Origin of the sequence: Inquilinus sp. YAF38 (genome assembly GCF_052113205.1) — a bacterium.
In the GTDB taxonomy this organism is placed as follows: Bacteria; Pseudomonadota; Alphaproteobacteria; order DSM-16000; family Inquilinaceae; genus Inquilinus.
Window position 1 is genome coordinate 1 of record NZ_JBFRCU010000004.1, and the last position, 25,656, is coordinate 25,656.

The 25,656-nt window shown below is 70.5% G+C and carries 20 protein-coding genes; 3 read left to right on the forward strand and 17 right to left on the reverse strand.

Annotated elements, in window-relative coordinates; genetic code table 11:
• Together AB4Z01_RS02525 and AB4Z01_RS02530 are read left to right on the forward strand one after the other, a co-directional pair.
• A partial coding sequence (locus AB4Z01_RS02525) for a phosphopantetheine-binding protein (protein WP_441690265.1) occupies positions 1-620 on the forward strand: 620 nt, incomplete at its 5' end.
• Positions 617-4,669, forward strand: a complete 4,053-nt coding sequence (locus AB4Z01_RS02530; protein ID WP_441690268.1) for an amino acid adenylation domain-containing protein — start codon at positions 617-619, stop codon at positions 4,667-4,669. The genes AB4Z01_RS02525 and AB4Z01_RS02530, both read left to right, overlap by 4 nt.
• 15 nt (positions 4,670-4,684) lie before the next feature.
• Here the strand turns inward: AB4Z01_RS02530 and AB4Z01_RS02535 are convergent, their stop codons facing one another.
• The 8 genes from AB4Z01_RS02535 to AB4Z01_RS02570 form a co-directional block, all read right to left on the reverse strand.
• A complete protein-coding gene (locus AB4Z01_RS02535; RefSeq protein ID WP_441690271.1) occupies positions 4,685-5,503 on the reverse strand; it encodes an ATP-binding cassette domain-containing protein in 819 nt (272 codons plus the stop codon).
• Positions 5,500-6,222, reverse strand: coding sequence for a siderophore-iron reductase FhuF (gene fhuF / locus AB4Z01_RS02540; protein WP_441690274.1), 723 nt, complete (start codon positions 6,220-6,222; stop codon positions 5,500-5,502). The genes AB4Z01_RS02535 and fhuF overlap by 4 nt, the downstream gene beginning before the upstream one ends.
• Positions 6,219-8,219 carry a Fe(3+)-hydroxamate ABC transporter permease FhuB gene (gene fhuB / locus AB4Z01_RS02545; RefSeq protein WP_441690277.1) on the reverse strand — a complete coding sequence of 667 codons (2,001 nt, stop codon included), beginning with the start codon at positions 8,217-8,219 and terminating at the stop codon, positions 6,219-6,221. The genes fhuF and fhuB overlap by 4 nt, the downstream gene beginning before the upstream one ends.
• The gene (locus AB4Z01_RS02550) at positions 8,212-9,111 is read right to left on the reverse strand and encodes an ABC transporter substrate-binding protein (RefSeq protein WP_441690279.1); all 900 of its coding nucleotides are present in this window, start codon (positions 9,109-9,111) and stop codon (positions 8,212-8,214) included. Before AB4Z01_RS02550 ends, fhuB begins: the two co-directional genes overlap by 8 nt.
• Positions 9,112-9,118: 7 nt before the next feature.
• Positions 9,119-11,356 carry a TonB-dependent siderophore receptor gene (locus AB4Z01_RS02555; RefSeq protein WP_441690281.1) on the reverse strand — a complete coding sequence of 746 codons (2,238 nt, stop codon included), beginning with the start codon at positions 11,354-11,356 and terminating at the stop codon, positions 9,119-9,121.
• Between the two features lie 174 nt (positions 11,357-11,530).
• A complete protein-coding gene (locus tag AB4Z01_RS02560) occupies positions 11,531-12,064 on the reverse strand; it encodes a DUF4142 domain-containing protein (protein ID WP_441690284.1) in 534 nt (177 codons plus the stop codon).
• Between the two features lie 37 nt (positions 12,065-12,101).
• Positions 12,102-12,839, reverse strand: coding sequence for an endonuclease/exonuclease/phosphatase family protein (locus AB4Z01_RS02565; protein ID WP_441690287.1), 738 nt, complete (start codon positions 12,837-12,839; stop codon positions 12,102-12,104).
• Positions 12,836-14,995 (reverse strand): VTT domain-containing protein, encoded by a 2,160-nt coding sequence (locus AB4Z01_RS02570; RefSeq protein ID WP_441690289.1) that lies wholly within the window; start codon positions 14,993-14,995, stop codon positions 12,836-12,838. The genes AB4Z01_RS02565 and AB4Z01_RS02570 overlap by 4 nt, the downstream gene beginning before the upstream one ends.
• Positions 14,996-15,123: 128 nt before the next feature.
• Here AB4Z01_RS02570 and AB4Z01_RS02575 point away from each other — a divergent pair, with 128 nt between their 5' ends.
• Entirely contained in the window at positions 15,124-16,386 is a 1,263-nt protein-coding gene (locus AB4Z01_RS02575) for an arsenic transporter (RefSeq protein ID WP_441690292.1), read from the forward strand.
• On the opposite strand, the gene AB4Z01_RS02580 is transcribed toward AB4Z01_RS02575, so the two are convergent.
• From AB4Z01_RS02580 to AB4Z01_RS02620, 9 genes are all read right to left on the reverse strand, one after another.
• Positions 16,387-16,560, reverse strand: a complete 174-nt coding sequence (locus AB4Z01_RS02580; protein ID WP_441690295.1) for a hypothetical protein — start codon at positions 16,558-16,560, stop codon at positions 16,387-16,389.
• Between the two features lie 67 nt (positions 16,561-16,627).
• Positions 16,628-18,559 (reverse strand): glycoside hydrolase family 127 protein, encoded by a 1,932-nt coding sequence (locus AB4Z01_RS02585; RefSeq protein WP_441690298.1) that lies wholly within the window; start codon positions 18,557-18,559, stop codon positions 16,628-16,630.
• Positions 18,560-18,599: 40 nt separating this feature from the next.
• Entirely contained in the window at positions 18,600-19,454 is an 855-nt protein-coding gene (locus AB4Z01_RS02590; RefSeq protein WP_441690300.1) for a carbohydrate ABC transporter permease, read from the reverse strand.
• Positions 19,451-20,383: a carbohydrate ABC transporter permease gene (locus AB4Z01_RS02595; protein WP_441690303.1), complete on the reverse strand. Its 933-nt coding sequence runs from the start codon at positions 20,381-20,383 to the stop codon at positions 19,451-19,453. The genes AB4Z01_RS02590 and AB4Z01_RS02595 overlap by 4 nt, the downstream gene beginning before the upstream one ends.
• A gap of 41 nt (positions 20,384-20,424) precedes the next feature.
• The gene (locus AB4Z01_RS02600) at positions 20,425-21,672 is read right to left on the reverse strand and encodes an ABC transporter substrate-binding protein (protein ID WP_441690305.1); all 1,248 of its coding nucleotides are present in this window, start codon (positions 21,670-21,672) and stop codon (positions 20,425-20,427) included.
• A 56-nt stretch (positions 21,673-21,728) separates the two neighbouring features.
• Complete coding sequence (locus AB4Z01_RS02605) at positions 21,729-22,784, reverse strand: LacI family DNA-binding transcriptional regulator (protein ID WP_441690308.1); 1,056 nt, start codon at positions 22,782-22,784, stop codon at positions 21,729-21,731.
• Between the two features lie 252 nt (positions 22,785-23,036).
• Positions 23,037-23,927, reverse strand: a complete 891-nt coding sequence (locus AB4Z01_RS02610; RefSeq protein ID WP_441690311.1) for an ABC transporter ATP-binding protein — start codon at positions 23,925-23,927, stop codon at positions 23,037-23,039.
• Positions 23,924-24,772, reverse strand: coding sequence for an ABC transporter ATP-binding protein (locus AB4Z01_RS02615; protein ID WP_441690314.1), 849 nt, complete (start codon positions 24,770-24,772; stop codon positions 23,924-23,926). Before AB4Z01_RS02615 ends, AB4Z01_RS02610 begins: the two co-directional genes overlap by 4 nt.
• Positions 24,769-25,656 carry an ABC transporter permease gene (locus AB4Z01_RS02620; protein ID WP_441690316.1) on the reverse strand — a complete coding sequence of 296 codons (888 nt, stop codon included), beginning with the start codon at positions 25,654-25,656 and terminating at the stop codon, positions 24,769-24,771. The genes AB4Z01_RS02615 and AB4Z01_RS02620 overlap by 4 nt, the downstream gene beginning before the upstream one ends.

Genomic DNA, 25,656 nt, shown 5'->3' on the forward strand with positions numbered 1-25,656 from the left:
GGGCGATCGAGTATCTCGGCCGGCTGGACCATCAGGTGAAGCTGCGGGGCCTGCGGATCGAGCTCGGCGAGATCGAGGCGGGCTTGCGCTCATACCCGGGCGTCCGGGAGGCGGTGGTGCTGCTGCGCGCGGGGCGGCTGATCGGCTATGTCGCCGGCGAGACGCAGCCCGACGAGGCCGGGCTGAAGCAGCACCTCGCGGCCCTCCTGCCGGAATACATGGTGCCGTCGCGGCTGCTGTGGCTGGAGCATCTGCCGCTCTCGGCCAACGGCAAGCTGGACCGCAAGGCGCTGCCGGACCCGGAATGGGAGAGCGACGCGGACAGCCGGGCCGAGCCCGAGGGCGAGACCGAGCTCGCCATCGCCCGCATCTGGCAAGACGTCCTCGGCCTCGCCCGCGTCTCCCGACACGACGACTTCTTCCAACTCGGCGGACATTCGCTGGCCGCCATGAAGGTGCGGGCGCTGCTGCTGGAGCGGCACGGCCAAGCCTTGCCGATCCGCCATTTCTTCGACCATCCCACCCTCGCCGGGCTGGCCGCCAGCCTGGACCTCGGGCCTGCCGAGCAGCGCCTGGACGAGATGGACAAGTGGATGAGCGAACTCGAGGACCTGACATGACCGTCGACGCTCAGCAGATCGCCCGCCGTTTCGCCGCGCTGGCGCCGGACCGCCGACGTGCCTTCCTCGACAAGCTGGCCGAGCACGACGTGGATTTCGCCACCCTGCCGATCGTGCCGGTCGAGCGTGGCGCCGACCTGCCACTGTCCTACGCCCAGCGCGGGCTGTGGCTGACCTGGCAGCGCGACCCCGCCAGCCCGGCCTACACCATGGCCGGCATCCTGTCCCTGTCCGGCGATCTCGACGCCGCGGCGCTGCAGGCGGCAGCCGGCGACCTCGTCGCCCGGCACGAGGCGCTGCGCACCACCTTCGGCATCGATGCCGACGGCCGCCCGGTGCAGCGCCTCCACGCCGAGCTGGTGCCGCCCTTCACCATCCGAAACCTGCGTGCGGGAGGGGAAGCGGAGAGCGACGCCTTCGCCGAGGCCCTGGCGCGCCAGCCCTTCGACCTCGAAGCCGGGCCGCTGCTGCGCTTCGAGCTGCATGGGCTGGGCGACCGTGAGCACCGGCTGGTCCTGGCCCTGCACCACATCGTCGCCGACGGCTGGTCGATCGGGCTGCTCATCCGCGACCTCGCCGCCCTCTACGCCGCCCGGCGCGACGACAAGCCCGCCGGCCTGCCGCCGCTGGCGCTGCACTATGCCGATTACGCCGCTTGGCAGCGCGGCTGGCTCGAGGCGGGGGAGGAGGCGCGCCAGCTCGACGCCTGGAAGGCGGCGCTGGGCGACAGCCACCCACCGCTCGACCTGCCCTTCGACCGGCCGCGGCCGGCGGAGCGCAGCGACGCCGGGGCAGCACACCATTCGCGGCTGTCCGGGCCGGTCAGCAACGGGCTGCGCGCTTTGGCCCGCAGCCGCAACGCCTCGACCTTCATGGCCGTGCTGGCGCTGTTCAAGCTGCTGCTGGCCCGCAACGGCGGCGGCGACGACATCCGCATCGGCGCGCCCCTGGCCCATCGCGGCCGGGCCGAGACCCATCCGATGATCGGCTACTTCACCAATGTCGCCGTGCTGCGCACGGTGATCGACCAGCGCCAAGGCTTCACCGCCCTGCTGGACCAAGTGCGTGAGGGCCTGCTGGCGGCCGAGACCCGGATCGACGTGCCCTTCGACATGGTGGTCGAGGCGCTGGCCCCGCCGCGCCAAGCCGGGGTGCACCCGCTGTTCCAGGTGAAGTGCACCGAGCAGGCCGATGCGCCGGGCCGCGGCAACTTCGCCGGCTTGGCCATGACGCTGCGTGGCCTCGGCAGCGGCGCCGCGCATTTCGACCTCAGCCTCGACTTCACCGACCGGGCCGAGGGCATCGACATCCTGATCGCCTACACCACCGACGTGTTCGACGCGGCGACGATCGAGCGGCTGACGGCGGATTTTTCCGTTTTTGCCGAGGCCGTCGTGGCCGCGCCGGGGCGGCGCCTGGCCGATCTCGCGCCGGCCCCGGCGCCGGACACCGCGTTCGGGCCGGTGAGCGGCGAGGCTCCGGCGGATCTGGTCGCGGCTTGGCGGGCACAGGCCATGGCCCGGCCGGAGGTGGTCGCGATCCGGCATGAGGAGCGGTCCTACAGCCGGGCGCAGCTCGACCAGGCCTCCGACCGGTTGGCCCGCCGGCTGATCGCCTGCGGCCTCCGGCCCGAGGACCGGGTGGCACTGCAGATGGGGCGGACACCGGAATGGGTGCTCGGCATCCTCGGCGTGCTCAAGGCCGGCGCGGCCTATCTGCCGCTCGACCCCGCGGCACCGGTGGAACGGCGGGCCGAGCTGCTGGCCGACAGCGGTGCCCGCTGGCTGCTGGTCGATGCCGAGACGCCGGAGAGCTTCGGCTGCGAGGTGCTGCGCCTGTCGCTGGACGACGGCATCGATGAACCTCTGGCGCAGTTGCCCGAGCCGGCGCCCGGCCAAGCCGGCTGCCTGATCTACACCTCGGGATCGACCGGCAAGCCCAAGGGCGTGGTCGTCACCCGCGGCGGCATCGCCGACTACGCCCGCGGCGTGCTGCAGGTCCTCGGCCTGCCGGAGGGGGCGCGGATGGCGATGGTGTCGACCGTCGCCGCCGATCTCGGCAACACCGTGCTCTACGGCGCCCTGTACGGCGGCGGCGAGCTGCATCTGATCGACCCGGTCCGCGCCTTCGACCCCGACCGCTTCGCCGAATACATGGCGGCGCAGCGCATCGAGGTGCTGAAGATCGTGCCGAGCCACCTGCAGGCGCTGCTGCAGGCGCGCCGGCCCCAGGATGTGTTGCCGGTCCACACGCTGGTGCTGGGCGGCGAGGCCACCGGCTGGCCGTTGCTGGAGCGGATTCGGGAGCTGGCGCCGGGCTGCCGCGTGGTCAACCATTACGGCCCGACCGAGGCCACCGTCGGCGCGCTGTGCCAGCCTGCCGCCGAGGCTTGGCGCGCATCCGGCACGTTGCCGATCGGCCGGCCCCTGCCGGATGCCGCGGCGCATGTGCTGGACGACCACCTGAACCCGGTGCCGGCCGGGGCGGCGGGCCAGCTCTATCTCGGCGGCCCCGGCGTCGCGCGCGGCTATCTCGGCCGCCCGGACCTGACCGCGGAACGCTTCGTGCCCGATCCCTTCGGCCCGTCCGGCGCCCGGCTGTACCGCACCGGCGACCGGGTGCGGCGGCTCAAGGATGGCAGCCTCGAGTTCCTCGGCCGGGCCGACGACCAGGTGAAGATCCGCGGCCACCGCGTCGAGCCGGGCGAGGTCGCGACGGCGCTGCGCGGCCTCGACGGCGTCGCCGATGCTGCCGTGGTGGCGCTGCCGGCGGAGGATGGCCGGATGCAGCTCGTCGCCTATGTCGCGGCGCCTGCCGGCACCGATCTGGAGGCGGTGAAGGCCAAGCTCGCCACGCGGCTGCCGGACTACATGGTCCCGGCCGCCTGGATTCGGCTCGACGCCCTGCCGGTCACCGCCAACGGCAAGCTCGACCGCAAGGCGCTGCCGACGCCCGAGGCGGCGAAGCCGGCTGGCGACCCGCCGCGCGGCGAGACCGAGCAGGCGCTGGCCGTCCTCTGGTCCAGCCTGCTCGGCACCGATGCGATCGGCCGCGATGACAACTTCTTCGCTCTCGGCGGGGATTCGATCCTCAGTCTCAAGCTGCTGGCCCGGATCCGCAAGCAGGGGCTGGCGGGAGGGCAGGCTCTGACCTTGGCCGATATCCTGAATGCCCGCAGCCTGGCCGATCTCGCGGCCCGGATCGCGCCGGCGCCGCCAAAGGGGCCGGAGGTGGTGCATCTGCAGCACGGCGGCGACGGGGTGCCGCTCTACTGCCTGCCCGGGCTGATCGTGAACTCGACCGAGTTCGCCTCGATGGTCGCGGCGCTGGGTGGCGACCGACCGGTCACCGGCTTCGTCAGCCACGTCTACACCGGGCAGCGCTGGCGCGGCTACGACATGCCAGCGCTGGCCGAGGAGTTCGCCGCTCATATCGAGCGCACCGCCGGCGGACGCTGCGCCCTGCTCGGCTGGTCCTCCGGCGGCGACCTGGCCTTCGAGACGGCGCACCGCCTGAAGGGGCGCGTGGCTGTCGAGTTCCTCGGCCTCGTCGACGTCTTCGAATCTGTCGATTTCCGCACCGAGCAGCTGCCGTCGGCGGAGGAGCGGCAGCGGGCCGCGACCCTGCTCGAGCGGTGGCTCGGCCGCTCGGCCATGGCGGCGCAATGGCGGTCGCTGTTCGGGCTGATGGACGAGGCCGAGAAGGCGGCTCTGGACGAGTATGTCCTGGCCCATGCCGGCGGCCTGCCGGCCGACGGGCCTGACCTGACCTCGCGCGAATTCGAGCTGTGGGCGATGCTGGACAAGCGGCTGCGCGCCGCGCGCTACGCCTACCGGCCGCTCGATCTGCCGGTGCATGTCTGGCAGGCGGAGGATTCGCTGGGCCGGCCGGAGCGGCTGCGCGACTGGAGCCTGCTGGCCCCGGTGGCGGCGCTGGTCCGGGTGCCGGGCGCCACCCATCTCGACATCATCCACGCCCCGGATTTCCAGTCCGGCGTCCGTGAGGCGCTGCGCCGGGCCGATGCCATCACGGCGGTAGCGGCACAGTAGGGGGAAGTCTGCCGGTCAGTGCGGATAGCTGATCGGCGGGCCGCCGGCCGGGTTGGGCAGGACGCCCATCGGGATGCCGTAGATCGCCTGCAGCCGCTCGGGCTGCAGGATGGCGTCGGGCGCGCCGCGGGCGATCAGCCGGCCGGAATGCAGCGCCACGATATCGTCGCAGAATCTCGCCGCCATGTTGATGTCGTGCAGCACCACGACGACGCCCAGCCCGCGGCTTCGGCTCAGCCGCTGCACCAGCGCCAGCACGTCGACCTGATGGGCGATGTCGAGGGCGGAGATCGGCTCGTCCAGCAGCAGGCAGGCGGCGTCCTGCGCCACCAGCATGGCCAGCCAGGCGCGTTGCCGCTCGCCACCCGACAGAGTCTCGACCAGCCGGTCGCCGAAGGGGGCGATGTCGGTCAGCGCCATCGCCTCCTCGACCTTCTCCCGGTCGACGGTGCCGAAGCGGCCGAGCGCGCCATGCCAGGGATAGCGCCCGAGCGCCACCAGTTCGCGCACCAGCAGGCCGGAGGCGGGCGGCGTCTGCTGCGGCAGATAGGCGACCCGGCGGGCGAAGGCACGGTCGGCCCAGTCCCGCAGCGGCCGGCCTTCGAACTGGACCGAGCCCGCGCTCGGCGGTTGCTGCCGCGCCAGGATCTTCAGCAAGGTCGATTTGCCGGAGCCGTTGTGGCCGATCAGCCCGGTGACCCGGTGCGGCGCCAGCGTGATATCCAGCGGCTGCAGTAGGGTGCGGTCGGCCACGGCGAAGGCGGCCTGCGACAGCTCGAACATCGCCGGCGCGGCCTCGATCCCGGCCGCAGGCGCGGGGGCAGTGTGGTTCATGCCGGTCTCGCTTTCACCAGCGGGCAGGTCGAGCACAGCTCGAGGCTGGGGATCAGATAGCGGATGCAGCAGACCCGCCGCAGCCTCTTTTGCTGGCCGTCGCGCTCGACATAGCGCACCGGCTCGAACAGCGGGTTGCCGCGCCGGCCGGGCCACTCGCGGCTGGCTAGCAGGGCGCGGGCCTGGGCCGGGCCGGGGCCGCGGGCCATGCCGGACTCCTCGATCTGCCGCAGCAGGTTCTCGAACAGGTTGCCGACATTGCTCCACAGTACCTTCGCCGAGGCGCCGCTCTGCGCCACGACCGCCCGGATCAGCGGGTCGATATGGCCGTCGACCAGCGTGCCGAACCGCTCGAAACCGTCGGCCGGCGCGGCCCGGCCGCCGCCATGCGGTAGCCGGAAGGCCGTGGTCTGCCCGTCCGGAGCGATGATCACATCGACCTCGTCGAGGTCGGTCGGCAGCCCATGCTCCAGCAGCAGGCTGGCTGCCATCACCGGCGTCAGCAGCGTCCAGAAATGGAACTTCGACCACATCGAAGCCACCGCCCGCGGCTCCGGCTGGTCGTAGCGCTGGGCGAAGCGCTCCAGGATCGGGCCTAGCACGGCGGGGTCGAGCAGGTCCGATCCGCGCACGCCCGGGCGCGGATCGTCGGCCAGCACCAGCCGGTCGGCGAAATCGGCCAGCGGGCCGATGAAGATGGGAGCGATCGCGTCAATCATCGTCGCTGCATCAGCCAGAGGAAATACGTGCCGCCGACAAAGGTCGCGACCAGCCCGGCCGGCACCTGCCAGGGAAAGGCGATGGTGCGGCCCAGCCAGTCGGCCAGCACCATCAGCCCGGCGCCGAGCAGGCCGGCCGCCAGGATCTGCGGCGTCGGCCGCCGCAGGCCAAGCATGCGGACCATGTGCGGTCCCATCAGCCCGACGAAGCTCAGGGGCCCGACCGTGAGCGTCGCCCCGGCCGTCAGCAGGGCCGCCAGCAGCAGCAGGGCAGCCCGGCTGCGGGCCAGCGACACGCCCAGTGCCCGGCCGGTCACGGCGCCGAGCGGCAGGATGGTCAGCCAGCGCCCGGCCAGCGGCAGGATCAGGGCGGCGGCGAAAGCGAGGCCGCAGGTGATTGCGGCGTCACGGGCGGAGACGCCATAGGTCGACCCCGACAGCCAGCCCAGCAGCAGCGCGGTGCGCGGATCGCCGCTGAACAGCAGCCCCACCAGGAAGGCATAACCGATGGTGGTCAGCGCCGTGCCGGCCAGCAGCATGTGCTCGGAGGAGAAGGCTGAACGCCGGCCGAGCGAGAGCACTGCCAGCAGCGCTGCCAGGGCGCCGAGCCCGGCCACACCGGTGAGTGCCAGTCGGTCCAGCCCGGGCACCACCAACGCGGCCAGGATCAGGGCCAGGGCGGCGCCGGAGGAGACGCCAAGCAACTCCGGGCTGGCCATGGCGTTGCCGGTCAGGCGCTGCAGCACCACGCCGGCCGTCGCCAGCATGAAGCCGGCGCCCAGGGCGGCGGCGACGCGCGGCGCCCGCCAGGGCAGCAGTAGGTCGAGCTCGCCGCCCAGGCTCCAGTGCCAGCCATCCGGCGTGCGGCCCTCCGCCAGCGCGGCCCAGACGACCAGCCCGAGCAGCAGCAGCGCGCTGACGACCCAGGGCCAGGGGTGCCGGCGGCGGTGATCGGTGGTGTCGGCCGGGCGGTCCGGCCGGGCCTGGCCCGCTGCCGGCCGCAGCCGGCGCAGCAGCCACAGCAGCAGCGGCGCGCCGAGGATGGCGGTGACCGCGCCGGTCGGCACCGACCCAGCCGCATCGACGAACTGCACCAACTGGTCGGTCAGCGCCAGCAGCCCGGCCGAGACCGCAGGCCCCCAGACCAGCCGGTCCCGGAAGCGGCGGGCGCCGGTGAGGCGGGCGATCGCCGGCCCGGCCAGGCCGATGAAGCCGATCGGCCCGACCAGCGCGGCGACCGAGGCGCTCAGCAGCACCGCTACCGCGATCGCCGCCAGGCGTGCCGCCGCTGGCGACAGGCCGAGGCTGCGCGCGCCGTCCTCGTCGATATCGAGCAGCGTCAGCGGCCGCAGCATCAGTGCGCCGGCCAGCGCGGCAAGGGCCAGGCGCGGCGCCAGGGCCAGCGCCACGTCCCAGTTGTTCTGGTTCAGCGATCCGCCCTGCGACACGAACAGGTCGGTCAGGGCCTGGTGGTTGAACAGCACCAGCATCTTGCTGCCGGCGTCGAGATAAAAGGTGACGACCAGCCCGGCCAGGATCACGGCGATCGGGGCCAGCCTGTGGCGCCAGCTCAGCAGCAGGATCAGGGCCATCGCCGCGGCGCTGCCGAGCAGGGCCGCGACCTCCTGCCCGACATCGAGCAGCGACGGCGCCGACAGGGTGGCGGCGATCAGCGCCAGCCGGGCGCCGGCGAAGACGCCCAGCGTCCCCGGCTCGGCCAGCGGATTGCGCAGCGCCTGCTGGAACAGCACGCCGGCGAGGCCCAGCGCGGCGCCGCCGAGCAGTCCCACGATCAGGCGCGGCAGCAGGCTGTACTGCGCCAGCATCTGGCGCATGTCGGCCGGGTCGGGCGCGGTCAAGGCTTGCTGCCATTCCGCCGGCGGCAGCAGCGCCCGCAGATGGTGCAGGAACAGGGCCAGGGCCGCGGTAATCAGCAGCGCCGCCAGCAGGGCCGGGCGGCCCGTTGCCGCCGGCCGGGACAACGCCAGGTCAGCCATTCACGGTGCCGTGCGCCGGCAGAACCCGGGCGAGCTGCTGGGCGAAGCGCGCGGCCGAGAACAGCCCGCCATTCGGATAGATCACCGGCATCTCGATCACCCGGCCCTGGCGCACCGCCGGCAGCGCCGCCCAGAGCGGGCTGGCGGCGAGCTGCCGCAGGGCACGCTCGGTCTCGGCGCCGCGGTCGAAATGGATCAGCCGGGCCTCGGCATTGCCGGCCAACTGCTCGATGCCGATCGAGACGGTGCCCCAGACATTGGTCCGCCCGGTCCAGGCATTTCGCAGGCCGAGGCGGGACAGGACGTCGCCGATCATGCCGTTGCCGCCGAAGATCGCGGCGTGGCGCCCATCCTCGTTGAAGCGGACGACATAGACCGGCCGGTCGGTCCAGGGCTCCAGGACCCGGCGCGCCTCCGCCAGGGCGGCGTCGGCGCGGTCGGTCCAGGACCGGGCTTCGGCATCGCGGCCAGTCAGCGCCGCCGCGCGCATCAGCACGTCCCGGGCATGGTCCAGCGCCGGCTTCTGGGTGGAGAAGGTCGGCAGCCACGCGACCGGGGCGATGCGTTCGAGGTTGTTCTGGCCGACCTCGGCCCAGGACGGGGCCAGGATCAGGTCGGGCCGGAGATATTGCAGCAACTCGAGATTTGGTTCCTGCAGCGGGCCCAGATCCGGCACGCCGTCCGGCAGCGCCGGCTCGGCCACCAGCCGCTGATAGAGTGGGATGTTGCCGACCGCGACGGGCGTGATGCCGAGCGTCAGCAGCGTCTCGGTCAGCAGCAGGTCGAGGCACGCGACCCGGCGCGCGATGGCACTGGAAACTTGCGCACGGACCCGGGCCGGGCCCGCCAGGGCCAGGCCGATCCCGCCCAGGAGCGCGCGCCGGTTCAGCATCAGCAGCTCACCAGCGGTAGCCCAGCGAGGCCGAGACGGTGAGGGGTTCGCCGTAGCGGCAGCCGCTGATGTCGGCGCAGGTCATGTACTCCTTGTCGAACAGGTTCTTGGCGTTGAGCTGCAGCGTCGTCCCGGTCAGGCGCTCGTCGAACGCGCCGAAATCATAGGCAATCATGGCGTCGACCAGCACCCGGCCCGGCACGTCCTTCTCGGTCTCCTCATTGCCCGGGATGTTGGTCGAGCTCAGATACTGCAGCCCGGCGCCGATCGTCAGGCCGGCGAGGCCGAGTTCGTCCAGCTTGTAGTCCGCCCACACAGCAAGGTTGTGATACGGCACCTGGGCGAGGCGCTCGTCCTTGAAGTAGTCGGCCTCGTTCTCTAGGAAGCGGGCGTCGGTGTATGCATAGGCGGCGACGAGGTTGAGCGCGCCGATGCTGGCCCGAGCCTCCAGCTCGATGCCTTGCGACCGCACCTTGCCGTTCTGGATCGAAAAGGTATTGTCCTCCGGATCCGTGGTCAGGACGTGGTCCTGGTCGATCCGGAAGATGGCGCCGCTGATCAGGAAGTTCTCGCCGGCCGGCTGGTAGCGCAGGCCGATCTCGTACTGGTCGGCCTTGGTCGGCTCGAACTGCTGCCCGGTCGCGCTGATGCCGGCGTTCAGCGCGGTGGGCTGGAACGACTGGCTGAAGCTGGCATAAGGCGCCAGGCCGTTGTCGAACAGGTACAGCAGCCCGACGCGGCCGGTGAAGGCGGTGTCCTCGCGGCTCTGCTTCCGGTCGAGGTCGAAAGCATCCAGGAACGCCTGCGAGCGGTAGTTGGTGTTGTACGAGTTCGCCCAGTCGTAGCGGCCGCCGAGCACCAGGATCAGCTTGTCGTAGATCTTCATCTGATCCTGCAGGTAGACGCCGACCTGCGATCCCGAATTCTTGAATCCGGTGTTGTTGGTGTTGACGGTGACGTTCGCGTCGTAGACCGGGTCGTAGATGTCGGTGAGCGGGCCCACCGAGCCACCGAAGCGGTTGGTGTCGTAGCTGACGCCGTAGGTGTCGACACCGGCCAGGAGGGTGTGCTGGACCGGCCCGGTCTCGACCTTCGCTTCCAGCGAGGTGTCGGTGGTGAAGCCGGTCGACGTCTCGCGGCGGTTGACCACGGTCCGGGTCAGGCTGTCGCCGGTGAGCGTGCCGTAGTTCAGATAATCCCAGGTCACGTCGGCATGATAATAGCGCAGGGAATTGCGCAGGGTCAGGCTGTCGTTGAACTCGTGCTCGAGCTGGTAGCCGAGCGTGTAGCTCTCGCTATGGTAGCGGTCGTAGCCCTTCTGGCCGATGAACAGGTCGCGCGGGATCGTGCCGTGGCGCAGATCGTCGTAGTCCATCGGCGGGGCGAAGCGGGTGTAGATCTCCTGATAGTCGCTCAGGAAGGTGATCGTGGTCGCGTCCGAGGGGCGCAGGGTGAAGGCCGGGGCGATGTACAGCTTGTCGTCGGGGACGTGGTCCACCCAGTTGCCCGAATCGCGCCACAGCCCGGTCAGGCGGTAGGACAGCATGCCGTTCTCGTCGATTGGGCCGCCGGTATCGCCCGAGAACTGGGTCCGGCCATAGCTGCCGTATTCGGCGTTCACCTCATGGAACGGCGTGTCGGTCGGCCGCTTGCTGATGGCGTTGACCACGCCGCCCGGGCTGAGCTGGCCGTAGAGAACGGAGGAGGGGCCGCGCAGCACCTCGACGCGTTCGAGGCCATAGGGCTCCTGGTTGCCGTCGTAGACGTTGGACTGCAGCCGCAGGCCGTCGCGCAGCATGCCGGAGCCGCCAGCGGCGACGTTGAAGCCGCGGATCATGAAGTCGTCGTTCATCCGGCTGTAGGCCGGGGACTGGAAGGTGATACCGGGCGTATAGGTCAGCGCCTCGGACAGGGTCTCGGCATCGGTCGCCGTGATTTGGTCCTTGGTGACCACCGAGATCGATTGCGGCGTCTCGATCAGCGGCGTGTTGGTCTTGGTGGCGCTGAGGCCGGTGTTGGCCACGAAACCCTGCACCGGGCCGGTCGGGTTCTCGCCCTGGCCGGTGACCACGATCGGCGGCAGTGCGGCAGCACCGTCCGGGGCCCGCTGGGCCGATGGTTGTGCCGGAGGCTGGGCTTGCGTCTGCGCCTGCGCGAACGTGCCGACGGATCCGCCGGCGGCGACGAGAATGGTTGTCGTTAGCAACATCCGCACGCGATCGCGCGTGCCGTATCCAGCACTCATGCCACCCCATCCTTCTTATTCGGAACCGCGGGCGCCGGCGGCTTTCGCCGCACCCGTCTTCGAATGCCGGGTGCTCAATTATCAAGAATAATAATGACTCGCAATCTCAATTCGCGAAGATTTTCGGCGATCTCGACGGATCGGCAGCCCCTGCTATCAGCGGCTCGCCGATCATCACGCCTTGGCAAGCCGGTCGAGGATGGTCTGGGCCTGGTCCAGATGGCGCTTGATGGTCGGCGCGAGCTGGGTCGCGATCGCCTTCAGCGCCGGGTTGGCACCGAAGCTGCTGTAGTCCTGCTGCAGCTTCAGCGCTGCGGTGTGGGCTTCGACCTGGGTCCGCATGTACAGCCGGTCGAAATCCTGCTCGGTGGCGCTGGCCAGATCCTGCAGCAGCTGGTCATGCCGGGCGTCGACGCTGGTGGGCAGGGAGAGGTCCTGGCCCTTCGCCGCCTCCGCCAGTTGCTCACTAGCCTTGGTGTGGTCGTCGAGCATCATCCGGGCGAAACTGCGGACCTCTTCGGTGGACGCCTTCTGCAGCGCCGCCTGGCCGGCCGAGACCTCGAACAGGTTGCTGATCGTCGTCTGCTCGACATAGCCGGCGGCGTCGGTCTGCGCCGGCTGCGCCGCGGCGCTCTGCGCCGATGCGGGCGGGACAATCGCCAGGCAGGTCAGGGCGGCGAGGGCCGCAACCGCCAGGAGGCGTCTCATGGTCGGCTCCGTGCTGGAGGCAGGCGGGCTTGCCTGGTCAACGAGCGGCCCGGATCGCCGGTTCCGACGCCATCGGCACCGGGTCGACGCGGATCTCGGCGATCAGCGGCAGATGGTCCGAGACGTGACGGCCCTCGGGATCGACCCAGCTGCGGATCAGGGCGTGATGCGGCCGGCAATACACCCGGTCCAGCGTCAGCACGGGGCAGCGGGCCGGGTAGGTGCGCTGCGGCGTCCGGCCCGGCAGCACTTCGGCCAGCGACCGCCGGACGGCGCCGTTCCAGGTCCAGTCGTTGAAGTCGCCGAGCATCACCGAGGTCCGCGCCGCGCTGTCGGCGATTCGCGCCAGCATCGCCGCCTGGCGCCGCCGCTCGGCGAAGGCGAGGCCGAGATGCACCGAAGCGATGTGCAGCGGCCCGCCCGGGGCGGTGACCATGGTCTCGATGGCGCAGCGCGGCTCCCGGCTGGAATGGGTCAGGTCGTGCAGCTGGATGGCGGACAGGGGCCAGCGGCTGATCAGGAGATGGCCGTAATGCCCGTCAGGTGCGACGATGGTCCGCGCCGCGGCGGTGTGGTTGCCGAGTGCGGCCGCGAGTTGGGCGAACGGCGAGTCCGGGCCTGTGCCTCGGCCGCGCGAATCCACTTCCTGCAGGGCAATGATGTCGGGCTCATGCCGGCGGACGAGGGCGATCACCCGGTCCAGGTCGTAGCGGCCGTCCGGACCGATGCCGGCATGGATGTTCCAGGTCAGCAGGCGGATCGGCGCATCCGTCACGACCGGGAACGCCGCCTCCGGCTGACCAGGGCCTGCAGCCCGACCGACAGCGCGATCCAGGCGGCGATGACCGCCAGCAGGATGCCGATCTGCGCCGGCGACGGGTCGTTCAGGATCGACAGCAGGCGGTCGCCCAGCGTCGACAGCACCAACAGCCCCGGCGCCAGCCCGATGGCCGTGCCCAGGGTGAAGTCCAGGATCGGGATCCGCGCCGCGCCCGCGACCAGGTTGACCAGGGTGAAGGGCGCGATCGGGACCAGCCGGATGGTGGCCACGGCGACGATGCCGCGGCGGGCGGTGCCGTCCCGGATCCGGTGCAGCCGCGGCCCCATCACAGCGCGCAGGGCCTTCTCGCCGGCCAGCATTCCGACCAGATAGCCGGCGAGCGCGCTCGCCAGCGCGCCGGCCCCGGCATACGCCAGCCCCGGCCAGGCTCCATAGGCGGCGGCGGTGGCGGCGATCAGCACTGTCACCGGGAACATCACCATGCCGCCCAGCACGAAGGCGGCGATGACCAGAGGCGGCCCCCAGCCGGTGCCGGCCAGGCCGTGCAAGGACTGCTGCAGCCGCTCCGGCTGGGCCCAGCCGGCGAGGTCGGTGGTGCTCCAGGCCAGTGCCAGCAGCAGGGCGGCGACGACGATCGGGGCGATGCGCAGCAGGCCGCGCCAGCGTGCCTTCACCGAGGCCAGGGCGCGGTCGACCAGGCCGGTCGCGGGCAGCGGGTGGCGCGGATCGGCCACCGCCGCGATGGTCCAGCCTCGCTCCTCCGCGGCCGGTTGGCCGTCCTCGATCGGTCTCAAGCGGCGTTCTCCGTCTCCCGTCGTGTCAATGGCGGCCAGAAGCGACCCGGCTGCACGGATCCGCCGTTCCATCTCCGCCGGGTCGACCCCGCAATGCTCTCCGAGCAGCCGGGCGCGCACCGCCCGGATGGCCTGGCGCTCCGCCGGGTTCATGGCTTCGATGGTCAGGTCGCATTCGCTGTCGACACCCATCGATCTATTGCACAGGTTGGCGGAGCCGATCCGCAGCAGCCGGTCGTCGACGATCATCAGCTTGGAATGGACCATGATGTCGACGGTCCCGCCGTCGTGGCCGGCCTGGGGATGCAGCAGCCGGACGCGGTCGCCGACGCCGGCGGCGCGCAGGATTTCCAGGAAGCGGATGCGGCCCGCTGCCATGGCGCGGTGCTCGACCCAGCTGTGATGGATCCGCGGCGCCGTCAGCACCGCCTGCAATCCGGGCACCTCCCGCATCCGGCGAGCCAAGCGCTCGGCGATGCGAGTGCAGGTCAGGAACTGGTTCTCGATGTAGATCGTCTCCTGCGCCGCATCGATCATGTCCTCATACAGGGCCTCGATCTCGCGCACCTCGCCTTCGCCGGGATAGAGCGGGAGAGTGCGCGAGATGCCGACCGCGGCATCGCCGAAATCGGCCTTGAGCCCCTCGGGCCAGGGAACGGACCGGGCGGCGATGGCGGGCAGTGCCTCGCAGCTGCTGCGCTCCCAGCGCCACCGGGCCAGGTCGCCCAAGGCCCGCGCGGCGGGGCCGTCGACCGCCATCTGCACGTCGTGAAAAGGCGGGTAGGGGACACCCGCGGGGTCGATGCGGCCGGGTTCTTCCGGCCGGTGCTCGGCCGTGTCCCAGCGCCGGATGGTCAGATCGAGCCCGCCGACGAAGGCGACCGTATCGTCGATCACCACGATCTTCTGGTGGTGCGAGGACCCGACCGGGATCTCGTCGTCCAGGCACAGCTCGATCTGCGGCGGCGTGCTCCATTGCAGGGTCAGCAGCGGCAGCGGCTCGCGCTCCAGCGCGTAATAGAGCGAATAGTTCCACAGCAGCAGCTTGACCGACAGCTCCGGCCTTTCGCGGACCAGGGCGCAGAGGAAGTCGCCCAGCGACTTCGGCAGCCCGTCCGCCGGCTCACCCTCGGGGCCGACCAGTGGCGTGCGGCTGTCGATGTCCCAGCCGATCACCAGGATGCGGTGTTTCGCCTGCCGCATCGCCGATCGCAGCGCCCCGAAATAAGCGGCTGCGTCGACCAGCACCGCGGCGCGGTGGGCGTGCTCGATCCGCCAGACGTTCCGCCGCGGCCGCAGCACGGACGTTTCGGGCGGGCATTCCTCGTCGACGGCGGCACTTCGAATGACCCTCACGCGCGGGATCCCTCGCTTCATCTCCTGTCACTCAACGCGCAGAGGACGAAAAATGTCACCGCCGACGGCTCTTGCCGCGGAAACGGCGGCCGGCTAGGAGATGCGACTTCCTCGCCCGGAGAAGAACTATGAGCCTGCTGACCGACGGCGCCGCCGCCACCTGGGGCATCGCCGCGCTGGCCACGGGCGGGGTGATCCTGCGGCCCTGGCGCCTACCCGAGGCGATCTGGGCGGCGATCGGCGCCGTGGCGCTGGTCGGGTTCGGGCTGCTGCCCGTCACCGACGCCCTGGCGGCGATCGGCAAGGGCGCCGATGTCTACCTGTTCCTGATCGGCATGATGCTGCTGGCCGAGCTGGCGCGGACCGAGGGCCTGTTCGACTGGGCGGCGGCGATCGCGGCCCGGAAGGCGCGCGGGTCGGCCAGCCGGCTGTTCGGCCTGACCTATGTCGTCGGCATCGTCGTCACCGTGTTCCTGTCGAACGACGCCACCGCCGTGGTGCTGACGCCGGCGGTCTATGCCGTGGCACGGGCGGCCGGGGCGGCGCCGCTGCCCTATCTGTTCATCTGCGCCTTCATCGCCAACGCCGCCAGCTTCGTGCTGCCGATCTCCAATCCGGCCAACCTGGTGGTGTTCGGCAGCCAGATGCCGCCGCTGCTGACCTGGCTGTCCTGGTTCGCGCTGCCGTCGGCGCTGGCGATCGGCGCTACCTTCGTCGCCCTTCGGCTGACCCAGGCCGAGGCGCTGCGCGCACCGATCGCGACCGCGGTGACCGTGCCGGCCCTGCCGCCGGGCGGCCACATGGCGGCCTGGGGCCTCGGCGTCACCGCCGTGGTGCTGTTGCTGGCCTCGGCCTTTGGGCGCGATCTCGGCCTGCCGACGGCGCTGGCCGGCCTCCTGACCACCGCGGCGGTGCTGTTGCATCGCCGGGCCGCGCCCTGGGGGTTGCTGCGTCGCATCTCCTGGGAGGTGCTGCCGCTGGTCGCCGGGCTGTTCGTGCTGGTCGAGGGGCTGGCCCGCACCGGCGTGGTCCATCTCCTGGCCACCACGCTGCAGCAGGCCGCCGCCGGCTCGGTCGACGGCGCCGCCTGGGGCACCGGCGCGATCGTGGCGGTCGCGACCAACCTGATGAACAACCTGCCGGCCGGGCTGATCGTGCAATCGACCCTGGCCCAGGCGCCGATGCCGCCGCAGATCGCCGGAGCCGCCTTGATCGCGATCGATCTCGGCCCGAACCTGTCGGTCACCGGGTCGCTGGCCACCATCCTCTGGCTGGTGGCCCTGCGCCGCGAAGGGATCGAGGTCGGGGCCCTGCAGTTCCTGCGCCTTGGCCTCTTGGTGATGCCGCCGGCGCTGCTGCTGGCATTGGCCGGGTTCCTGCTGCCCTGGTGATCAGGGCAGCCGCCACAGGCCGAGGAACAACGTGACCGCGAGGATCATCCCGAACAGGATGGCGAGCGCCCAGATCGTTCTCAGGGGCTTCGGCGTTCTCCGTCCAATCGCTTTCCGGCGTCGGGCGTCCGGGGTCTCGTCTTCGGCGACGCGCCGGTCGGCATAGCCTCGCACTCGCTCCGTCCAAGCTCACAGTTGGCCGTTACCCTGCCAATGACGGTTACCGGCCCAGGGTTCCCGGTCAGGCCGTCCGCACCCAGACCAGCATCTCGCCCGGATCGCGGTTGTCCCATGCGTAGTAGGGCACCGCCCTGATCCGCACCGGCCGCTCCGCCGGCGGCTCGGTGCGGTACAGCTCGTCACCCCAATCCGCCGGTGATCCGGCTCGGGCCTCGCCCTCCAGCGTCACCACCCCGCCCAAGAGGCCGGGCTCCTCGCGCGCGGTCAGTGCCGCATCCGCCGGCAGCACCACGCTGTTCAGCGGCACGCCGTGGTCGACGCCCTCCAGGCAATAGACCAGCGGCCCGCGCCGGATCGCGGCCCGGCCGGCATCGTGCCGGATCTCGGGGTGGGCGTGGATCCGCTCGACCGCCAGGTCCAGGTCCAGCCGCACCGTGTCGCCGGCCGCCCAGCGCCGGGTGATCGCGGCATAGCCGTTGCGGGTGACGGTCGCGAGATCCTGGGGCTCGCCATTGACCGACAGGCTGGCCTTCCGGCACCAGCCGGGGATGCGCAGATGCAGGGTGAAGCCGGCCGGCGCCTCCGGCTCGACCGTCAGGGCGATGGCGCCGTCCCAGGGGTAGCGCGTTGTCTGGGTCAGCCGGACCTTGCCGCCGGCGACATCGAGCGTGGCGGTGCTGTCGCCGTAGAGATGGACGGCGATGCCGTCCTCGGACTGGCCGTACATATAGCTGCCGATCGAGGCGGTCAGCCGGGCGATGTTCGGCGGGCAGCAGGGGCAGCGGTGCCAGGTCCAGCGATGGTGGCCGCCACGGCTCTCAAGCGGATTCTCGTAGAAGAAGGTGGCGCCATCCAGCGACAGGCCGGACGCGGCGCCGTTGTACAGCGCCAGCTCCATCATGTCGGCATAGCGGGCATCGGGGCCGAGGCCGAGCATCCGGCCGGCCCAGAACACCAGCCCGACCGCGGCGCAGGTCTCGGCATAGGCGCTCTCGTTCGGCAGGTCGTAATCGGCGGTGAAGCCCTCATTGTCGGCGGAAGGGCCGAGCCCGCCGGTGACGTAGAGGCGCTTGCTCGTCAGGTCGCGCCACAGCCGCTCCAGCGCCAGGCGCAGGCCGTCATCGCCATACTCCATCGCGATGTCGGCCATGCCGCTGTACAGGTACATGGCGCGGACAGCGTGGCCGACGACCTTGTCCTGCTCGCGCACCGGCAGATGCGACTGGTTGTACTCGTAGGTCTTGAAAATGTAGTCCTGCGGGTCGCGGCCCTGCTCGCGCGCCTCGGCGTCGTAGAAATGCGGCTGCCGGCCGCGCTCGTCGATGAAGTAGCGGGCCAAGTCCATGTATTTCGGCTGCCCGGTGACGCGGGCCAGCTTGACCAGCGCCAGCTCGATCTCCTCATGGCCGCAATAGCCGGGCTTCTGGCCGGCGCCGGTGCCGAGCACGGTGGCGACGTGGTCCATGAAGCGGCACATGATGTCCAGCAGCCGGCGCTTGCCGGTGGCCTGGTAGTAGGCGACGGCGCCCTCGATCAGGTGGCCGGCGCAGTACAGCTCGTGGCAGTCGCGCAGATTGGTCCAGCGCAGCCCCGGCTGGATCCGCTGGTACCAGCTGCTGAGATAGCCGTCCGGCTGCTGCAGCCGGCCGTACAGCTCGATGACATGGTCGACCTTGCGCTCCAGCTCCGGGTTCGGGGTGCGCTGCAGGCAATAGGCGGCGGTCTCGATCACCTTGCCGAAATCCGAATCCCAGAACATCTGGGCGGTGACCAGCCCGCCATGGAACGGGATCTTCACCCCGGGCGAGGGCGCGTCGGGGTCGATCTGCTGCAGCATCCCGGCCTCCTCGCAGCGCTGGTACAGCGTGTCGGCGGTCCTGGCGCAGACGGCGTCGATGCGGCCGCCCCAGAAGCCGCGAACCTCGACCTGCGGCACGGCGGGCGGGCGGAAGCGCGCGCGGGGCGCAGTCTCGGCGGCGAGGGCGAGGGTCATCCGGAACTCCATTGATCGAACGGTCGGTCAGGGAATGCGCCTACTTCACCGCGCCGGCCGTCAGGCCGCGGATGTAGAAGCGCTGCAGGGCGAGGAACAGGATCAGGCAGGGGATCATCATCACGGTGACGCCGGCCTGCACCGCGCCCCAGTTCACGGCGCCGAAGCGGCCGGAGCGGACGGCGGTCATCAGGATCGGCAGGGTGAACTTGTCCTGGTCGGTCAGCAGGATCAGCGCCGCCAGGAACTCGTTCCAGGCGGCCAGGAAGGCGAACAGCGCCACGGTGACGATGCCGGGAAACACCAGCGGCAGCATCACCCGGGCCAGCAGCTGCAGGCTGCCGGCACCGTCGATCCGCGCCGCCTCCTCGATCTCGCGCGGCACTGCGTCGAAGGCGTTGCGCATCATGAAGATCGAGAAGGGCAGCTGCAGCGTGACGTAGACCAGCACCAGCCCGGCCAGCGTGTTCTGCAGCCCCAGCTTGGACAGCAGCAGGAACAGCGGCGTCAGGATCGACTGGAACGGGATCATGATCGTGGCGATGACCAGCACGAACAGCGCGTTCTTCAGCGGGAAGCGGAAGCGCGAGAAGCCGTAGCCGCCGAGCAGGCTGACGACCGAGGTGATGGCGGCGGTGGCGAGGGCGACGGTCAGGCTGTTGCCGGCATAGTGGCCGACGCCGGCGCCGAAGGCGTCGAGTGCCTTGTAGCTGTCGGTGCTCCAGCCCGCGCTGGGCCAGGGCGGCAGCGGCGGCAGGTTGGCCTCCGTCGCCGGCTTGAGGCTGGCCAGCATGGTCCAGGCGATCGGGGCCATGAACAGCAGCGCCGCGATCAGCGCCGCCGCCTGCAGCAGGAAGCCGGGCGCGGCCCGGTGCAACGGCACGGCGGCGCTCATGACTCACCCTCCGGATGGCGCAGCAGGCGCAGCTGGACGACGCTCAGGACCAGCAGGATGGCGAGCAGCACCATCGACAGCGCCGCGCCGTAGCCCAGGCGGAACGAGACGAAGGACTGGTTGAAGATCCAGTAGACCGCGGTCACGGTCTGGTTGCGCGGGCCGCCGCCGAGGATGATGTAGAACTGGTCGAAGGCCAGCATCGACCCGGTGACCGACAGGATCAGCGCCAGCGCGATCGTCCGCCGCATCAGCGGCAGGGTGATGCGGCGGAACCGGGCCCACGGGCCGGCGCCGTCGATCTTGGCCGCTTCCAGATAGTCGGCCGGGATGCCCTGCAGCCCGGTCATCAGGATCACCATGGTGAAGCCCGCGACCTTCCACACCACCATGGCGATGATCGACCAGAAGGCCGGGTCGAAATCGGCCAGCAGGTTGACGCGGCCCGCGGTCAGCCCTGCCGCCTCCGCCGCCGGGCTGAACAGCCCGGCATCGACGTTCAGCAGCCAGGCCCACAGCAGGCTGGCCGAGGCGAAACCGACCACGACGGGTAGGAAATAGGCGGTGCGATAGAAGCTGCTGAAGGGCCGCGGCTTCTCCACGAACAGCGCCAGCGGGAAGGCGGCGGAGAAGATCGCGATGGTGACGACGACGGTGTAGAGGGCGGTGAAGCGCAGCGCGTTCCAGAACCGGGTGTCGCGGGCGATGGCGAGGTAGTTGTCGAGGCCGATGAAGCGCGACGCGCCCATCAGCGGCCAGTTGTGCAGCGACATCCACGCCGTCATCGCCAGCGGCACGACGAAGAACACCACCACCAGCGCCACCGCCGGCAGGACGAAAAGGAAGCCCGCCCATTGGTGCCGGCGGATCGGACGGCGGCGGGCGAGGGCCCGCGGAATGGCGCCGGCGGCCTGGGTCGTCGAGATCATGCCGGTCTCCTCGCGAGTGGAGGCGTGGCTTCGGAGGGGTCTCAATTCCCCGGGGCGCTGTCGATGATGCCCTGCATCGTCTCCTGGGCGTTGGCGAGGGAGGCGTCGATGTCGTCGCCGAAGAACACCTCGTTCACCATCTGCGCCCAGGGGCTGTTCAGGCTGTTGATGATGTCGTTGAACACCACGGAATAGGGCGTCCGGCCCTTCTCCATCGCCTCGGCGGCGATCTTGTAGCGGGGGTCGAGATCCTTCAGCGCTTCGCCCGAGATGTCGCTGCGCACCGGCAGGCTGCCGTAGCGGGCCAAGAGCGTCTGCCCCTCCAGCGAGTAGGAGAAGTCGAGGAAGGCCTTGATCGCCGACAGCTTCTTCGTGCCCTTGGTGACGACGAAATTGTCGCCGCCGGCGAAGGAGGACCAGCCGCCGGTCTTCCCCGGCAGGAAGGTGACGCCGTAGTCGATGTCCGGGAACTGCGTGTTCAGCGCGCCGATGGCGAAGGCGCCGGACGGGGCCAGGCCGATATTGCCGCGGGCGAAGGCGGCGAAGAAGTTCGCCCCGGTGTCGGTGCGCGCGCCTTCTGGCACCAGCCCCTTCTTGACCATGTCGCGGTAGAAGGCGATGGCGTCGCGCATCTGCGGCGTGTCCAGCGTCGCCTTGCCGCCGTCCTCGGTCAGGATGTCGCCGCCGCTGGCCCAGATCAGCGGCGTGAAGGTGAAGATGTTGCAGCCGCCGCAGGCGCCGGAGAAGTAGAAGCCCTTGGTGTCGCCGCCCAGCGCTGCGACCTTCTCCGCCGCCGCCGCGATCTCGGCCCAGGTCGTCGGGCCTTTGTCGGGGTCGAGGCCGGCCTGGCGGAACAGCTTCTTGTTCCAGATCAGGACCGAGCTGTCGGCGGAATAGGGCAGTCCGTAGATCCGGTCCTTGTAGGTGCCGGTCTTCACATGCGCCGGCGACAGTTTGTCGAAATAGGGCAGGGATCTGGCGAGGTCGGTGATGTCCTCGAGCTGCCCGGCGGCGGCGAAGGATGGGGTGTAGATCAGGTCCAGCGACAGCGCGTCGGGCGCGGCGCCGCCGGCGGCCGCGGTGGCGTATTTCTGCACCAGCTCCGCGGTTGGCACGATCTGCAGCTCGGCCTTGTCCTCGTGGCTCTGGTTGAAGGCCTCGACGATGCGGGGCATGAAGTTCGACCCGTCGGACCGCACCCACAGGGTGAAGGTCTCGGCTGAAGCGGCGGAGACGGTGAGGGCCAGAAGGGCGATGCCCCCGGCTAGGCGCTGCATCAGACGCTTCATCTCGTGTCCTCCCTCGGTTTCGGCCGTCCTTCGGGGCGGCCTTGTTGATCGGTCGTTTAGCCGCCGGGTGGGGCGCCGCAGGACTCCCGCACCATCAGGCGGCAGGGCAGCCTGCGGATGCCCGGCTCGGTCGGCTGGCGGTCGACCAGCTTCAGCAGGGTCAGCCCGGCCTCGCGGCCCAGCTCCTTCAGGTTCATGTCGACCGTGGTCAGCGGCGGCCGCGTCGCGGCGGCGACGATCTCCCAATTGTCGAAGCCGATCACGGCGACGTCGTCCGGCACGCGGCGACCGCGCTCGCGCAGCGCGTCGACGACGCCGCGGGCGATCTGGTCGTTGCCGCAGAACACCGCGTCCGGCGGGCGGCCGATGCCGTCGAACAGATAGCCGGCGGCCTCATGCCCCCAGGCCTCGGTCCAGTGCCCGGTCAGCACGCCCTGCTCGGGCTCCTCCAGCCCGGATTCGCGCAGCACGTCCCGGTAGGCCTTGGCCCGCTGGTGCACGACGCGGAAGCTGGACGGGCCGGTGACATGGGCGATGCGCCGCCGGCCCAGCCGGGCGAGATGCTCGACCGCCAGCCGCGCCCCGGCCTCGTCGTCGGAGACGAAGCCGATCGAGTCCGGGTCGGGCTCGGTGAAGGCGTAGATCACCGGGATGCCCAGGTTGGACAGGTCGACCGGCAGGTGGCGGTCGATGCGCTTGCCGGAGGCGATGATGCCGTCGACCCGCTTCTCCAGCATGGCATCGACATGGGTCTGGGCCAGCCGCGGGTCGTCCTCGATGTTGCACAGGAAGACCGACACGCCATTGTCGACCAGCGCGTCGGCGATGCCGGCCATCACCGGCAGGGTGAAGCGGCCATAGGTGTCGTTGGTCAAGAGGCCGACGGTGAAGCTACGACGTCGCGACAGACTCTGCGCCAGCCCATTCGGCCGGAAGCCCAGCGCCTTGGCCGTCTGCCGGACCCGCTCCCGCGTCTCCTCCGCCATCCGGCCCTGGTCGTTCAGCGCCTTCGATGCGGTGGCGACGCTGACCCCGGCGGCCCGCGCCACGTCGCGCAGCGTCACCGGCCGGCCGGGCCCGTTCGGAGCGGATCGTGGTGACCTCTGGTCCATGCCGAGTCCGGTCGCGTCTCTGTGAGAAAGTGGTTTCTCTTGTCACTTCCGTGACGCTTGTCCACTAGAGTGAGAAACCGTTTTCTCAAGCACGGTAAGCGAAGTCGGCCGGCGACGGCAAGTCGGAATCATGGGCCTTCGAGATCTCGTCAGTCCATCCCGTCATGGCGAGGAGTGCAGCGACGTGGCCATCCAGACGCCGGTACCGCTGGATGGCCACGCCCCTTCGGGGCTCGYCATGACGTGTGAGCGTCAGGCCGCCCGTACGAAATGGTTGCCGGCGATCTGGCGCACGCCGCCGGTCATGCGGGCGGCGTCGCGGGCCTGGGCGACGAGGTCGGATTGCAGCTGCGAGGCCTCGCCCTGGAACGGCCGCTCCGGGTCCGGCACGGCGGAGAGCAAAAGCTGGGTGTAAGGGTGTTGCGGCGAGTCGACCACCGCGCCGGTGTCGCCCCATTCGACGATCCGGCCGGCATACATCACCGCGATCTCCTCGGCGACGTAGCGCGCCGTGGCGATGTCGTGGGTGATGTAGAGGAAGGCCATGCCGCGCTCGCGCTTCATCCTTTCCAGCAGGTTGAGCACGCCGAGCCGGATCGAGACGTCGAGCATCGAGGTCGGCTCGTCCGCCAGCACCACCTCGGCCCCGACCGCCAGGGTGCGGGCGATGTTGACCCGCTGGCGCTGCCCGCCGGACAGCTGGTGCGGGTATTTCGGCGCGGTCGAGTCCGGCTCCAGCTCCACCGCCGCCAGCAGCTCCATCACCCGGGCGTTGAGCGCCTTGCGGTCGGCGATGCCGGCATGCAGGGCGAGGGGGCGGGCGATGTGGTGGAAGATGGTGTGCACCGGATTCAGCGACCCGAACGGGTCCTGGAACACCATCTGCACGGCGCGGCGATAGGCCAGCAGCTCGGCCGTGCCGTGCAGGGCGGCGACATCGCGGCCGCGGAACAGCACCCGGCCGGAGCTGGGCTGGTGCTGCAACATGAGAATCCGGGCACAGGTGGTCTTGCCGCTGCCGGATTCGCCGACCAGCGCCAGGGCCCGGCCGGCATGGAGGTCGATCGAGACGTCATCCAGCGCCTGCAGCGGCCCGAAGCGCTTGCCGACGCGCTCGAGGGCGAGGAGGGGGGTGTGGGTCATGATGCCTCCGCCGCGTCCTGCAGCGCCGTGCGCCGGGCCCCGTGCACCGAGGGGAAGGAGGCCCAGAGCTTGCGCGTGTACTCATGGGCCGGGGCGCGGAAGATCTGCTGCGCCGCCCCGACCTCGACCAGCTTGCCCTTCAGCATCACGCCGATGCGGTCGCAGAATTGCACCATCAGGCTGAGGTCATGGGTGATGAACAGGATCGAGAAGCCGAGCTTGCGCCGCAGCCCGTCGATCTGCTGCAGGATCTCGCGCTGGACCACGACGTCGAGCGCCGTGGTCGGCTCGTCCATCACGATCAGCTTCGGGTTCAGCGCCAGGCAGATGGCGATGACGATGCGCTGGCGCATGCCGCCGGAGAATTGGTGCGGATAGTCGCGCAGCCGCGCCGGGTCGATGTCGACCATGCGCATCAGCTCGACCGCGCGGTCATGTGCCTCGGCCCGGCTGCAGCCGGTGTGGGTGGCCAGCACGTCGCGGAACTGGGCCTCGACCGTCAGCACCGGGTTCAGGGCGTTCATCGCGCTCTGGAACACCATGCCGACCTCGCGCCAGCGGAAGCGGCGCAGCGTCTCGCCGTCCAGGCGCAGCACATCCTGCCCGTCGAAGCGGATCTCGCCGCCGCTGATCAGCGCCGGCGGTTTGTGCAGCCGGGTGATGGCGAAGGCGATGGTGCTCTTGCCGCAGCCGGATTCGCCGGCCAGGCCGAACACCTCGCCGCGGCCGATGTCGAAGCTGACGTCGTCGACCGCCCGGAAGTCGCCGCGGTCGCCGATATAGTCGATGGTCAGGCCCTGCACCGACAGCAGCGGCTCCGGCACGGCGCTCTCATCCGGGCTCATGGCCGCGCCTCCCGCAGCCGGGCCAGACGCTTCCACCGCGCCATCGACCGGCCGATGCGCAGCTGCGGGTTGGCGACCTCGTCGATGGCGAAGTTGGTCAGCGACAGCCCGGCGCCCAGCAGGGCCAGCACGGCGCAGGGCGACAACAGCTCCCACCACGCCCCGACCGCCATGGCCGAGGCGTTCTGGGCGTTGAACAGCATGATGCCCCAGGAGATGGTCTGCGGGTCGCCCAGGCCGAGGAACTCCAGCGTCGCCTCCGTGATCACGGAATAGATCACGCTGCCGATGAAGTTGATGCCGACGATCGACACCAGGTTCGGCAGCAGCTCGAACAGCATGATGCGCCAGCGCGGCTCGCCGATCATTTCGGCCGAACGCACGAATTCCTTCTCCCTGAGCGCGAAGGTCTGGGCCCGGGTCACCCGCGCGCCCCAGGCCCAGGATGTGGCGCCGATGATCAGGGTGATGACCAGCGGGCTGGCCTGGCCGATGAAGGCGGCCAACACCAGAAGCAGGGGCAGGTTCGGGATCACCAGCACGACATTGGTGGCGAAGTTCAGCGCCTCGTCGACCTTGCCGCCGAGATAGCCGGCGGTGATGCCGACCGCGGTGCCGATCACGGTGATCAGCAGCCCGGCGCCGAAGCCGACCGCCAGCGAGGTGCGGGCACCGTAGGTCAGCTGGGCGAAGACGTCGTAGCCGTTGCGGGTGGTGCCGAGCAGATGGGTGGCCGAGGGCGGCTCGTGCGGCCGGCCGACCCGGCGGGCCGGGTTGTAGTCGGTCAGCAGCGGCGCGATCACCGCCATCACCAGCAGGAAGGTGACGATGACGAGGCCGATCGCGGCCTTGCGGTTGGACAGGGCAGCCAGGATCATCCGCAT

Coding starts and splice junctions, on each gene's coding strand:
- AB4Z01_RS02530 (WP_441690268.1), top strand. CDS start 617: ATGACCGTCGACGCTCAGCAGATCGCCCGCCGTTTCGCCGCGCTGGCG.
- AB4Z01_RS02605 (WP_441690308.1), bottom strand. CDS start 22,784: ATGGACCAGAGGTCACCACGATCCGCTCCGAACGGGCCCGGCCGGCCG.
- fhuF (WP_441690274.1), bottom strand. CDS start 6,222: ATGATTGACGCGATCGCTCCCATCTTCATCGGCCCGCTGGCCGATTTC.
- AB4Z01_RS02620 (WP_441690316.1), bottom strand. CDS start 25,656: ATGCGGATGATCCTGGCTGCCCTGTCCAACCGCAAGGCCGCGATCGGC.
- AB4Z01_RS02575 (WP_441690292.1), top strand. CDS start 15,124: ATGAGCCTGCTGACCGACGGCGCCGCCGCCACCTGGGGCATCGCCGCG.
- AB4Z01_RS02560 (WP_441690284.1), bottom strand. CDS start 12,064: ATGAGACGCCTCCTGGCGGTTGCGGCCCTCGCCGCCCTGACCTGCCTG.
- AB4Z01_RS02535 (WP_441690271.1), bottom strand. CDS start 5,503: ATGAACCACACTGCCCCCGCGCCTGCGGCCGGGATCGAGGCCGCGCCG.
- AB4Z01_RS02585 (WP_441690298.1), bottom strand. CDS start 18,559: ATGACCCTCGCCCTCGCCGCCGAGACTGCGCCCCGCGCGCGCTTCCGC.
- AB4Z01_RS02615 (WP_441690314.1), bottom strand. CDS start 24,772: ATGAGCCCGGATGAGAGCGCCGTGCCGGAGCCGCTGCTGTCGGTGCAG.
- AB4Z01_RS02555 (WP_441690281.1), bottom strand. CDS start 11,356: ATGAGTGCTGGATACGGCACGCGCGATCGCGTGCGGATGTTGCTAACG.
- fhuB (WP_441690277.1), bottom strand. CDS start 8,219: ATGGCTGACCTGGCGTTGTCCCGGCCGGCGGCAACGGGCCGCCCGGCC.
- AB4Z01_RS02595 (WP_441690303.1), bottom strand. CDS start 20,383: ATGATCTCGACGACCCAGGCCGCCGGCGCCATTCCGCGGGCCCTCGCC.
- AB4Z01_RS02610 (WP_441690311.1), bottom strand. CDS start 23,927: ATGACCCACACCCCCCTCCTCGCCCTCGAGCGCGTCGGCAAGCGCTTC.
- AB4Z01_RS02600 (WP_441690305.1), bottom strand. CDS start 21,672: ATGAAGCGTCTGATGCAGCGCCTAGCCGGGGGCATCGCCCTTCTGGCC.
- AB4Z01_RS02550 (WP_441690279.1), bottom strand. CDS start 9,111: ATGCTGAACCGGCGCGCGCTCCTGGGCGGGATCGGCCTGGCCCTGGCG.
- AB4Z01_RS02590 (WP_441690300.1), bottom strand. CDS start 19,454: ATGAGCGCCGCCGTGCCGTTGCACCGGGCCGCGCCCGGCTTCCTGCTG.